Origin of the sequence: Cellulomonas gilvus ATCC 13127 (genome assembly GCF_000218545.1) — a bacterium.
GTDB classification, from domain to species: Bacteria; Actinomycetota; Actinomycetes; order Actinomycetales; family Cellulomonadaceae; genus Cellulomonas; species Cellulomonas gilvus.
The window spans coordinates 2067436-2078956 of sequence record NC_015671.1; the positions used below are offsets into that span (position 1 = coordinate 2067436).

Consider the following 11521-nt stretch of genomic DNA (forward strand, 5'->3'; position numbering starts at 1 on the left):
GCACGTCGGCGCGGAAGTTGACCCCGTGGGCACGTGACTTTGCGGGTCATTGACCCATCGCGTGCACACCGCCGTCGACGTGCACGATCTCGCCCGTCGTCGCGGGGAACCAGTCGGAGAGCAGGGCCGCCACGGCGCGCGCGGTGGGCTCGGGATCCGTCACGTCCCAGCCGAGCGGCGCACGCGTGGACCAGTTCGCCTCCATCGCCTCGAAGCCCGGGATGGACTTGGCGGCGGTGGTGCGGATCGGCCCCGCGGAGACCAGGTTCACGCGCACACCCGAGGCGCCCAGGTCGCGCGCCAGGTAGCGCGACGTCGACTCGAACGCGGCCTTGGCCACGCCCATCCAGTCGTACACCGGCCACGCGAACTTCGCGTCGAACGTGAGGCCGACGATCGAGCCGCCACCCGTGAGCAGCGGCTGCGCCGCGACCGCGAGCGACTTGAGCGAGTACGCCGAGACCTCGAGCGCCGTGGCGACGTCCGCCCACTCACCCGCCAGGAAGTTGCCGCCCATGACGGACTGCGGCGCGAAGCCGATGGAGTGCACCACGCCGTCGAGCGAGTCCAGGCCGGCCTCGCGCACGCGGTCCGCGAGCGCGGCCAGGTCCTCGGCGTCCGTGACGTCGAGCTGCACGACGGGCGCCTCCTGCGGGAGGCGGCGCGCGATCGCCTGGGTGAGCCGGAACTGACGTCCGAAGGATGTGAGCACCACCTGGGCGCCCTCCTCCTGGGCCAGGCGCGCGACGTGGAACGCGATCGATCCGTCGGTCAGGACGCCGGTGACGAGCAGCTTCTTGCCGGTGAGCAGGCCCATGCGTGGTCTCTCTTCTGCTGGAGCGGTCAGGGGGTGCGTCAGTGGCCCATGCCGAGGCCGCCGTCGACCGGCAGCACGGCTCCGCTGATGTAGCCGGCCTCGGGCGAGGCGATGAACTCGACGGCGGCGGCGACCTCGTCGGGCTGGGCGAAGCGGCCCGCGGGGACCGCCGCGCGGTAGGACGCCTGCGTGGCCTCGGGCAGCGCACGCGTCATGTCCGTGTCGATGAACCCGGGGGCGACGACGTTGGCGGTGATCCCGCGCCCGCCGAGCTCACGCGTGATCGAGCGGGCCATGCCCACGAGCGCCGCCTTGGAGGAGGCGTAGTTGACCTGGCCCGGGCCGCCGTACAGGCCGACGACGGACGAGATCAGGACGATGCGGCCGCGGCGCAGCCGGATCATCGGCTTGCTGGCCCGCCGCACGCAGCGGAACGCGCCCTTGAGGTTGACGTCGAGCACGTCGTCGAACTCCTCGTCGGTCATCCGCATGAGGAGCTGGTCACGCGTGATGCCCGCGTTCGCGACGAGCACCTCGACCGGTCCGAGCTCGGCCTCGACCTGGCTGAACGCGGCGTCCACCGACGCGCTGTCCCGCACGTCGCCGACGACGCCCAGCACGCCGTCGGGCAGGTCGCCCGAGCGGTAGAGCGTGGCGACCCGGTCCCCCGCGGCCACGAAACGCTCGGCGATCGCACGGCCGATGCCGCGGTTCGCGCCGGTCACGAGCACGACGCGGGGCGCCCGCTCGGGCGCGGTCGGGGCGACGGCCGGCTGGGTGGTCGCGTTGTCGGATGTCTCAGGCACGGTTCACGACGGTAGCCGAGCCCACGCGCGGCCCGGGGCACCGGCACGGCACAGTTTGCGGGCGGACAGTTGTGGGAGCCCCACAAAACGGCGACCCGCCGCCGCGCCACCGGGACGTACGATCGTGGGGTGAGCAACCGCCGCGAGCCCGAGGTGCACCGCATCAGCGCGGCACCCGAGCCGCTGTCGCAGGACGTGGCGCGCCGCCAGCGCCGCTACCTGGTGCAGATGGGCGTCCGCGTGCTGTGCTTCCTGCTCGCGATCGTCACGTGGTCCCACGTGCCGACGTGGTTCTCGCTGGTGCTGATCGTCGCTGCCGTGGTCCTGCCCTACGTGGCGGTGCTGCTCGCGAACGCGGGCCGCGAGCGCAGGGACGTCGAGGTGTTCGTCGACCCGCGGATGCTGCCCGGCGGGGGCCGTCCCGGTGAGCTGGGGAGTGACCGTTGAACCTGTTCGCGCCGGATGCCGTCGACGAGCTCGTGTGCAGCGCACGGCGGTGCCGCAACGAGCCCGCGTGGGGCCTGCTGTGGAACAACCCGAAGCTGCACACCGCCGAGCGGCGCAAGGTGTGGCTCGCGTGCGAGGACCACCGCGAGCACCTCACGCAGTACCTGGACGTCCGGGGGTTCCTGCGCGACACCGTGCCCGTGGACGCGCTCGAGCGCACCGGGCCGGCGGCGGAGCCGTCGTGACGGCCGCGGGTCGGCCGTGACCCCAGCCCGGCGGCGCGCGACCGCGCTGGTGCTGGTGGGCGTGCTGGTGGCGACCGCGTGCGTGTTCCTGGGCCGCTGGCAGTGGCACCGGCACGAGTGGCGGGACGCGCAGATCGCGATCGTGGAGGCCAACTACGACGCGGCACCCCGCCCGGTCGTGGACGTGCTGCCCGAGCCCACGTCACCTCTGCCCGACGACGCGCAGTGGCGCCCCGTGACGCTCACGGGCCGCTACCTGCCCGAGGCGACCGTGATGCTGCGCAACCGGCCCGTGGACCAGAACCCCGCGTACCACGTGCTCGTGCCGTTCCAGGACTCGGCCTCGGGCGCGGTCCTCGTCGTCGACCGCGGGTGGGTGCCCACGGGCGAGGACGCGAGCCAGGCGGTCGACGTCCCCGCGCCGCCCACGGGCGAGGTCACGCTCGTCGTGCGCCTGCGCACCGCCGAGCGGCCGTCGTCGCGCACCGCGTCACCCGGCTGGGTGCACGCGATCGCCCCGGCCCAGGTGCTCCCCGCGGGTGGTCTGCCGGAACGGACCGAGGCCTTCACCGGAGCGTACGGTCAGCGCGTCTCCGAGGACCCGGCGCCGCAGGTCCTGCCCGCGCCGCTCGCGGAGCCCGACCTGGACCCCGGCTCGCACCTGTCGTACGCGTTCCAGTGGTGGGTGTTCGCGCTCGGGGCGCTGCTCGGCCTGTCCTGGCTCGCCCGACGCGAGCTGGTCGACGAGCGCGACGGCGTGTTCGACCCGACGCGTGAGCCTGCACCGGAGCCGCCCGCGGTGGGCACCGGGCTCGACGAGCCCGGCGTCGCCGCGGGGCGGACGCCGGTCCACGACGACCGGCAGCCCGCGCCCGCACGACGCCGTCCCCGCCGGCGCGAGGGGCGCGCGGAGGCGGAGGAGGACGCCCTGATCGAGGCGCAGCTCGAGGACGACCTGCGCGCGTGACCCCTCAGGCCAGCGTGATCAGGTCGAGGTAGTCCGCGCTCCACAGGTCCTCGTCACCGTCGGGCAGCAGCAGCACGCGCTCGGGGTCGAGCGCCGCGACCGCGCCCTCGTCGTGGCTGACGAGCACGACCGCGCCCTTGTAGCCGCGCAGCGCCGCGAGGATCTCCTCACGGCTGGCCGGGTCCAGGTTGTTGGTCGGCTCGTCGAGCAGCAGCACGTTCGCCGAGGACACGACGAGCGCCGCGAGCGCGAGCCGGGTCTTCTCCCCGCCGGACAGCACGCGCGCGGGCTTGTCCGCGTCGTCACCCGAGAACAGGAACGAGCCGAGCACCGAGCGCACCTGCGTGTCGGTGAGGTCCGGTGCGGCCGTGCGCAGGTTCTCCACGACCGTGCGGTCGAGGTCGAGCGTCTCGTGCTCCTGCGCGTAGTAGCCGAGCTTGAGCCCGTGGCCGGGGTGCACCTCACCCGTGTCCGGACGCTCCAGACCGGCGAGCATGCGCAGCAGCGTCGTCTTGCCCGCGCCGTTGAGGCCCAGCACGACGACGCGCGACCCGCGGTCGATCGCCAGGTCGACGCCCGTGAAGACCTCCTGCGACCCGTAGGACTTCGACAGGTCCGACGCGGTCAGCGGGGTCCGGCCGCATGCGGCGGGCTCCGGGAAGCGCAGCCGGGCGACCTTGTCGCTCACGCGCGCGGCCTCCAGACCGGTGAGCATCTTCTCGGCACGGCGCGCCATGTTCTGGGCGGCGACCGCCTTGGTGGCCTTGGCACGCATCTTGTCGGCCTGCGCGATGAGCGCGGCGGCCTTCTTCTCGGCGTTGGCCCGCTCGCGACGGCGGCGCTTCTCGTCGGTCTCCCGCTGCAGCAGGTACGCGTCCCAGCCGAGGTTGTACTGGTCGAGCGCGGCGCGGTTGGCGTCCAGGTGGAACACCTTGTTCACGGTCGCGCGCAGCAGCTCGACGTCGTGCGAGATCACCACGAACCCGCCCGAGTAGGTCTTGAGGTAGTCGCGCAGCCACGCGATCGAGTCGGCGTCCAGGTGGTTGGTCGGCTCGTCGAGCAGCAGCGTGTCGACGCCCGAGAACAGGATGCGCGCGAGCTCGACCCGGCGGCGCTGACCGCCGGACAGCGTCCCGAGCGACTGACCCAGCACACGGTCGTCGAGGCCCAGGTTGGCCGTGATGCGGTGCGCCTCGGACTCCGCGGCGTACCCGCCCGCGGCCGTGAAGCGGGCCTCGAGGCGCGTGTAGCGCTCCATGGCCTTCTCCCGCTCGGCGTCGTCGGTGCTCGCCATGAGCGTCTCCGTGGCCCGCATGGCCCGGACGATCTCGTCGAGGCCGCGCGCGGACAGCACGCGGTCCAGCGCGAGCACGCCCAGGTCACCCGACGCGGGGTCCTGCGGCAGGTAGCCCACCTCGCCCGAGCGCGAGATCGTGCCGGAGGACGGCTGCGTCTGACCCGAGAGCGTCTTGGTCAGCGTGGTCTTGCCGGCCCCGTTGCGGCCGACGAGGCCGATGCGGTCCCCCGCCGCGATCCGGAAGGACGTCTCGGCGAGGAGCTCGCGTGCGCCGATGCGCAGGCCGACGCCCTGGGCTGTGATCACGTGGTGGTTTCCTCCGGAAAGGCTCAGCGCGTCTTGGTCGCACGCACAAGCGCCGTCAATCCTAACGACCACTAGCGTGACGACCTGCCGCAATATCTGTCACCGCGGCGCCGACGAGCGCACGAGCCACCCCACCGAGGAGCAGACCCGTGACCGACGCACGCCCCGCACCCGCGACCGCCCCGCTGCCCACGCCCGCCGCACGGAGCCGTTCGCTCGCGACGGACGTCGCGCTCGTCTCGTCGTTCGCGGCGTTCATCGCGGTGTGCGCGATCCTGCCCGGCATCCCCACGGGCACGGGCGTGCCGATCACGCTCCAGACCTTCGGCGTGATCCTCACGGGCCTCGTCCTGGGCTGGCGGCGTGGCGCGCTCGCCACGCTCCTCTACGTCGCCGTGGGCCTCGCGGGCGTGCCCGTCTTCGCAGGCGGTGCCGGTGGCCTCGGCGTCCTGGCGGGCGCGTCGGTGGGCTACCTGCTGGCGTTCCCGCTGGGCGCGGCGCTCGCCGGCTGGCTCGCGGGTGCGGCCTCTGGCGTGACCGGGCGCGCCCGCTACCTGGTGCTCGTCGCGAGCGGGCTGGTCGCGAGCGCGCTGACCATCCACCCCCTCGGCATCCTCGGGATGGTCGTGCGCATCCCGGCCACCTGGGCCGAGGCGTTCGGCTACGGCGCGGTGTACTTCCCCGGCGACGTGCTGAAGACGCTGCTCGCCGCGGCGGTCGCGACCGCGGTCTTCGCGCACTACCCGGACCTGCTGCGCCGCCGATGATCGAGCTGCACGACGCGCTGGTCACGGCCTGGACGCCCGACCCCGCGGGCGGGCCCGACACCGTCACGCGCCTGCTCGGCCCCGTGTCGCTGCGGCTGACGGAGCGTCGCATCGCGGTGATCGGCGCGAACGGCTCGGGCAAGTCGACGTTCGCGCGGCTGCTCAACGGGCTCGTCCTGCCCTCGGCCGGGCACGTGCGGGTGGACGGCCTCGACACCGACGCCGACGGGCCCGCGGTGCGGCGGCGCGTCGGGTTCGTGTTCACCGACCCCGACGCCCAGATCGTGATGCCGACCCCGCTCGAGGACGTCGCGCTCTCACTGCGTCGCCTCGAGCCGGACGCTGCGCGCCGCGACGAGCGCGCGCGTGACGCGCTCGCGCGCGTGGGGCTGGCCGAGCGCGCCGAGCTGCCCGTGCACGCGCTGTCCGGCGGGCAACGGCAGCTGCTCGCGCTGACCAGCGTGCTCGCCACGTCGCCCGACGTCCTGGTCTGCGACGAGCCGACCACGCTCCTGGACCTGCGGTGGCGCGACGTGGTCGACGAGCTCCTGGCCTCGTTGCCCCAGCAGGTGGTGGAGGTCACGCACGACCTCGAGGCCGCGCTGCGCGCCGACCGGGTCCTGATGGTCGACGACGGGGACGTGGTGCACGACGGCGAGCCGGCCGAGGCGGTCGCCCGGTACCGCGCGCTGATGCGCGACCGCGCGGCGCTCGCCACACGCACCGGACCGGCCCCCGCATGACCGCAGGACCGCTGCGACCCACCTGGACCGGCCCCCTGGGGCTCCACCAGCCCGGCACGTCACCGGTCCACCGCATGCCCGCCGTGGCCAAGCTGGTCGTGCTCGCGGTCGCGGGGGTCGCCGTCGTGCTCGTGCGCGGACCGGTCAGCGCGCTCGTCGCGCTCACCGCAACGGTCGCGGTGCACCTCGCAGCGCGGCTGTCCTGGCACCGCACGCGGCGCGGGCTGCGCGCCACCCTGGTGGTCGCCGCACTCGTGGGCGGGTTGCAGACGTGGACGCGGGGCTGGGCCACGGGCCTCGAGGCGGCGCTCGACCTGGTCGCACTCGTGCTGCTCGCGACCGCCGTGACCGCGACGACCCGGTCCGACACGCTGCTCGACGTCGTCCAGCGCGCCGCACGACCGCTCCGGCACGTGGGTCTGCCTCCCCAGACCGTCGCGCTCGCGAGCGGCCTCATGCTGAGCTCGATCCCCGTGCTGGTGCGCTCGGCGCACGAGTCACGGGACGCAGCGCGCGCGCGCGGGCTGGAGCGGAACCCGGTCGCGCTCGTCGCACCCGCCGCGGTCCGGATGGTCGGTCACGCGCGCGCCACCGGGGAAGCGCTCGCGGCGCGCGGCATCGGCGAGCCCGAAGGCCCGACGGCGCACGGTCCGTCCGGACGCGCGCGGACCGCACGGGGCGACTAGCGTCCGTGGCGTGACGTTCCAGGAGGGTGGCAGCTTCGGCGGGGGCCGGGTCCGGACGCGCAGCGGCGGCGGTCGCGGCGCGGCGATCGGTGGCGGCATCGGTGGCGTCGGCCTGCTCGTGGTGCTGGCCATCGCGCTGCTCTCGGGCGGCAACATCGACCCGAGCGCGCTGCTCGGCGGCGGTGGTGGCGGACCCGAGCAGGAGAGCACGGTCGACGTGTGCAGCGCGCAGGAGGCCAACACGGACCGCACGTGCCGCCTCTCGGCCACGGTCGACGCACTCGACACCTACTGGGCGCCCGCGCTGTCCGACGCGCGCGCGGACATCCCGGAGGTCGTCTCCTTCACGGACGGGACCGCCACCGGCTGCGGCCAGGCCTCGGCGGCGACCGGGCCGTTCTACTGCCCGCCCGACCAGTCGATCTACCTCGACCTCGGCTTCTTCGACACGCTGAGCAGCCAGTTCGGCGCGCAGGGCGGTCCGCTCGCCGAGATGTACGTCGTCGCGCACGAGTACGGGCACCACATGCAGCACGTCACGGGCATCTTCGACGAGGCCGATCGCAGCGGCACGGGTGCGGACTCGGACTCGGTGCGCCTCGAGCTGCAGGCCGACTGCTACGCCGGGCTCTGGGCCGGCCACGCCGCCACCACGAAGGACCCGGACACCGGCGTGACGTACCTGGAACCCATCTCGTCCGACGAGCTCGCGCAGGCGCTCGACGCGGCCGCCACGGTCGGTGACGACCACATCCAGGAGCAGCAGCAGGGCGGCGTCAACCCCGACTCCTGGACGCACGGCTCGAGCGAGCAGCGCCAGCGGTGGTTCACGCGCGGCTACGAGCAGGGCAACGTCGCGGCGTGCGACACGTTCGCCGCCGACTCGCTCTGACCACGTCAGCGGCCCGCGCCCGGGACGGCGCACCGCCCCGGCGTACGACCTGCGGCAGACTCGCGCCATGACCACCGCCGAGGACTCCGCCCGCGTCGCCGTCTACATCGACTTCGACAACATCGTGATCTCCCGGTACGACCAGGTGCACCGTCGCGGCGCGTTCCAGTCGGACGACGCCCGGCACCACCGCCTGGACGCAGGCGGTGAGGTCCCGGCCAAGCTGCAGGCCGCGCGCGTCGAGGTGGACGCGATCATCGACTACGCGTCGTCGTTCGGGCGTGTCGTGGTCAGCCGTGCGTACGCCGACTGGTCGCAGCCGGTCAACGCGGGCTACCACCAGCAGCTCATCGATCGCGCGGTCGACCTCACGCAGCTGTTCCCCGTGGGTCCGCGCATGAAGAACGGCGCGGACATCCGGCTCGCGGTCGACGTCATCGAGGACCTGTTCCGCCTCGAGGACCTCACGCACGTCGTGATCATCGCGGGCGACTCGGACTACATCGCGCTCGCGCAGCGGGCCAAGCGGCTCGGCCGGACGGTGATCGGCGTCGGGGTCGCGGGGTCCACGAGCCGCTCGCTCATGTCCGCGTGCGACGAGTTCGCGGACTACGACGCGCTGCTGGACGCGAGCACCACGCCTGAGGACGACGACGAGCCCGAGGCGCTGGCCCCGGAGCCCACGACCGCGGCCACGCCGCCCCCGACGGGTGCGCCCGCCGGGGACGGCGGCCAGGCCGCCGCTCCGCCTGCGGCCGCACCCGGTGACCGGGCGGCGCAGCGCCGCGCCACCCAGCTGCTCATGCGTGCGATGCGCCTGGTGCACGCGAAGAAGGACGACGAGCCGTGGCTGTCCTACGGCGAGGTCAAGAACCAGATGATGCGGCTCGACCCCGCGTTCGTCGAACGTCCGCTCGGCTACTCGTCGTTCAGCGACTTCGTCGCGTCCCGGTCGAGCATCGTGGAGATCAGCAAGGAGTCCGCCAAGCACCAGCCGCGCGTGCGGCTGCGCCCGAGCTACCGCTGATCCCGGCCGGTCCGGCCGTCGTCACTGCCGACGACGGCCGGACCGAGCACCGCCCCCTGCCCGGGGCCGTGCCTCTCACCCGACGCGGACGAGCTGCCACTGCTGGTTGGCGCCGTTCCAGCTGGTGTACTGGACGACGTTCGCGCCGTCGGCGGTCGAGGCACCCTGCACCTCGAGCGCCTTGCCCGAGTTGCGGTTGACGAGCGTCGCGTACCCGCCCGAGACCGTGACGCGCCACTGCTGGTTCGCGGCGTTGTTGTCCGTCCACTGGATGACCGGGCCCCCGTCGGCCATGGACCGGCCCGAGACGTCGAGCACCTTGCCCGAGTGCTGGGACCGGACGCGGTAGTACCCGTCACCGGTGCTCACGAACTGCCACCGCTGCCACGCGCCGTCGTTGCGCGCCCACTGCGTGATCCGCGCACCGTCGGTGGTCGCCAGGTTGTAGACGTCCAACGCCTTGCCGCTGTTGCGGTTGACCAGCACGTACCACGCGGACGTGTCCACGGTCGGTGTGCCGGGGTTCCCGCCGCCGGAGTTCAGCGCGTCGAGCACCGCGGTGTAGGCGGGCTTCTTGTTGCCGTTGCCGTCGAACAGCAGCGGGTTGGCGCCCGTGCGCCAGGAGTCCGTGTCCCGGATGCCCCACACGGTGATGCCGGTGCACCGGGCCACGGCCAGGCATGCCCGGGTCACGGCGCCGTACATCGCCGCCTGGTTGCCGCCCTGCTGGATGTCGAGCTCGGTGAGCTGCACGTCGACGCCCAGGTCGGCGAACCGCTGCAGGTTGGCCTGGAAGTCGCCCGGCAGGCTCGTGCCCAGGTGCGCCTGGAAGCCCACGCAGTCGATCGGCACGCCGCGTGCCTTGAAGTCGCGGACCATGGCGTACACCGCGTTGCTCTTCGCGTTGACGCCGTCGGTGTTGTAGTCGTTGTAGCAGAGCCGGGCGTTCGGGTCGGCGGCCCGGGCCGCGCGGAACGCGGCCTCGATCCAGTCGTTGCCCGTGCGCTGCAGGCTCGAGTCACGCCGGCTCCCCCGGCCGTCGTCCGCGAACGCCTCGTTCACCACGTCCCAGGCGTAGACCTTGCCGCGGTAGTACGTCGCGACCTTCGTGACGTGGTTGAGCGCCGCGCTGCGCAGCGCGGAGCCGGACAGCCCTTGCGCCCAGCCCGGCATCTGCGCGTGCCACAGGAGCGCGTGGCCACGGACCTTCATCCCGCGGGACAGCGCGCGGTTGACGATCTGGTCGCCGCGGCCGTAGCTGAAGGAGTTCGGCGACGGCTCCGTCGCGTCCCACTTCATCTCGTTCTCGGCCGTCACCGAGTTGAACTCGCGGTCGAGGATCGCGGAGTAGGTCGGGTCACCGAGCCTGCCCGCCGCGACGGCCGCCCCGAAGTACCGGCCACCGCGCTCGGCGGCGGAGGCGCCGAGCGTGCTCGCGGCCTGCGCGGGCCCTGCCAGCGCGACGAACGCGCTCATCACGAGCGCGGCGATCGCGACGACGGCGGTGGTGCGTCCGCGTCGGGCGCCCCGCCCGCGTGGTCGGGATGTCGTGTGCATCAGCGTCTCACTCTCTGTCAGGCGGTGCGGTCGCACCGCCGTGGGCTGGCCCGGCCGTGTCCCGGCGCGGGCGCGGCGGACGAGGGCCTGGAGATCGTTCTCGACACCGACGTCGACCACGGCGAACCCCCGTCCCCCTCGTGCCGCACTCCCCCCCGCGCTGTTAGCGTTCACACCTCCGGCGTCCGGACATCCACGTCCGGCGGGTGGGGATACGGACAAAGTGACACGACGCCGTCCGGCCCGGCATCCCCCGCACCCCTGGCGAAACGGTTCAGCACCGCCCGGACGAGGCGCCACCGCGGCCGCGAGCCGTGTACGCACCGCCGGTCGGTCGGAGCAGCCGGAAACCCGGTGCGCGCCCGCCCGCCCGGGTGCGAGGGTGCGGTGTGCGCACCCAGATCTCACCGGAGACACCCGATGACGTCGCCGCGGTCCGGGAGGTGGTGCGCATCGCGTTCGGCGACGAGGGCGAGCGGGTAGCCGCCCTCCTGGACGCGCTTCGCGCATCGTCCGCCTTCGTGCCGGCACTGTCGCTCGTCGCGCGGCACGCCGACGGCGTCGTCGGCCACACCCTGCTCACGCGCTCGTGGCTGGACGCACCCGAGCGGCTGGTCGAGGTGCTCGTGCTCAGCCCGCTCGCGGTGGCGCCGCACGCGCAGGGCCGGGGTATCGGCACCGCGCTGCTCGCCGCCGCGCAGGCACGCGCGGCCGCCGAGGGCTGGCCGCTGCTGTTCCTGGAGGGTGACCCCGGCTTCTACGCGACGCGCGGCTGGGCGCCCGCGCACCCGCTCGGGTTCGAGGCCCCGTCGTCCCGGATCCCCGCCCCGGCGTTCCAGGTGGCCGTGCTGCCGGCGTACGAGCCGTGGATGACCGGCCGGCTCGTGTACACCGACCCGTTCTGGGCGCAGGACTGCGTCGGCCTGCGCTGAGGCCGCCCGCGCACGCGGCGCGCGCGGGCGGC

At 73.8% G+C, this 11521-nt stretch carries 13 protein-coding genes; 9 read left to right on the plus strand and 4 right to left on the minus strand.

Annotated elements, in window-relative coordinates:
• Positions 1-46: 46 nt before the first annotated feature.
• Together fabI and fabG are read right to left on the minus strand one after the other, a co-directional pair.
• The gene (gene fabI / locus CELGI_RS09595) at positions 47-817 is read right to left on the minus strand and encodes an enoyl-ACP reductase FabI (protein WP_013883925.1); all 771 of its coding nucleotides are present in this window, start codon (positions 815-817) and stop codon (positions 47-49) included.
• A gap of 38 nt (positions 818-855) precedes the next feature.
• Entirely contained in the window at positions 856-1623 is a 768-nt protein-coding gene (fabG, locus tag CELGI_RS09600; RefSeq protein ID WP_013883926.1) for a beta-ketoacyl-ACP reductase, read from the minus strand.
• Between the two features lie 129 nt (positions 1624-1752).
• Between fabG and CELGI_RS09605 the strand changes: the two genes are divergently transcribed.
• Genes CELGI_RS09605 through CELGI_RS09615 form a run of 3 tightly spaced genes read left to right on the plus strand, consistent with a single transcriptional unit; the run spans position 1753 to position 3282 of the window.
• Positions 1753-2070, plus strand: a complete 318-nt coding sequence (locus tag CELGI_RS09605; RefSeq protein ID WP_013883927.1) for a DUF3099 domain-containing protein — start codon at positions 1753-1755, stop codon at positions 2068-2070.
• Positions 2067-2315 carry a hypothetical protein gene (locus CELGI_RS09610; RefSeq protein WP_013883928.1) on the plus strand — a complete coding sequence of 83 codons (249 nt, stop codon included), beginning with the start codon at positions 2067-2069 and terminating at the stop codon, positions 2313-2315. Before CELGI_RS09605 ends, CELGI_RS09610 begins: the two co-directional genes overlap by 4 nt.
• A 16-nt stretch (positions 2316-2331) precedes the next feature.
• Positions 2332-3282: an SURF1 family cytochrome oxidase biogenesis protein gene (locus CELGI_RS09615; RefSeq protein ID WP_013883929.1), complete on the plus strand. Its 951-nt coding sequence runs from the start codon at positions 2332-2334 to the stop codon at positions 3280-3282.
• A gap of 4 nt (positions 3283-3286) precedes the next feature.
• On the opposite strand, the gene CELGI_RS09620 is transcribed toward CELGI_RS09615, so the two are convergent.
• Positions 3287-4885, minus strand: coding sequence for an ABC-F family ATP-binding cassette domain-containing protein (locus CELGI_RS09620; RefSeq protein WP_013883930.1), 1599 nt, complete (start codon positions 4883-4885; stop codon positions 3287-3289).
• A 149-nt stretch (positions 4886-5034) separates the two neighbouring features.
• Here CELGI_RS09620 and CELGI_RS09625 point away from each other — a divergent pair, with 149 nt between their 5' ends.
• From CELGI_RS09625 to CELGI_RS09645, 5 genes are all read left to right on the plus strand, one after another.
• On the plus strand, positions 5035-5652 hold the full coding sequence (locus CELGI_RS09625) for a biotin transporter BioY (RefSeq protein WP_013883931.1): 618 nt from the start codon (positions 5035-5037) through the stop codon (positions 5650-5652).
• Positions 5649-6395, plus strand: coding sequence for an energy-coupling factor ABC transporter ATP-binding protein (locus tag CELGI_RS09630; RefSeq protein ID WP_013883932.1), 747 nt, complete (start codon positions 5649-5651; stop codon positions 6393-6395). The genes CELGI_RS09625 and CELGI_RS09630 overlap by 4 nt, the downstream gene beginning before the upstream one ends.
• The gene (locus tag CELGI_RS09635) at positions 6392-7081 is read left to right on the plus strand and encodes an energy-coupling factor transporter transmembrane component T family protein (RefSeq protein WP_013883933.1); all 690 of its coding nucleotides are present in this window, start codon (positions 6392-6394) and stop codon (positions 7079-7081) included. Before CELGI_RS09630 ends, CELGI_RS09635 begins: the two co-directional genes overlap by 4 nt.
• A 10-nt stretch (positions 7082-7091) precedes the next feature.
• Positions 7092-7973 (plus strand): KPN_02809 family neutral zinc metallopeptidase, encoded by an 882-nt coding sequence (gene ypfJ / locus CELGI_RS09640; protein WP_013883934.1) that lies wholly within the window; start codon positions 7092-7094, stop codon positions 7971-7973.
• Between the two features lie 67 nt (positions 7974-8040).
• Complete coding sequence (locus tag CELGI_RS09645; RefSeq protein ID WP_013883935.1) at positions 8041-9000, plus strand: NYN domain-containing protein; 960 nt, start codon at positions 8041-8043, stop codon at positions 8998-9000.
• Positions 9001-9075: 75 nt separating this feature from the next.
• Here the strand turns inward: CELGI_RS09645 and CELGI_RS09650 are convergent, their stop codons facing one another.
• A complete protein-coding gene (locus CELGI_RS09650; protein ID WP_041574616.1) occupies positions 9076-10557 on the minus strand; it encodes an endo-1,4-beta-xylanase in 1482 nt (493 codons plus the stop codon).
• Positions 10558-10946: 389 nt separating this feature from the next.
• Between CELGI_RS09650 and CELGI_RS09655 the strand changes: the two genes are divergently transcribed.
• Positions 10947-11489, plus strand: coding sequence for a GNAT family N-acetyltransferase (locus CELGI_RS09655; RefSeq protein WP_013883937.1), 543 nt, complete (start codon positions 10947-10949; stop codon positions 11487-11489).
• The last annotated feature ends 32 nt before the right edge of the window (positions 11490-11521 follow it).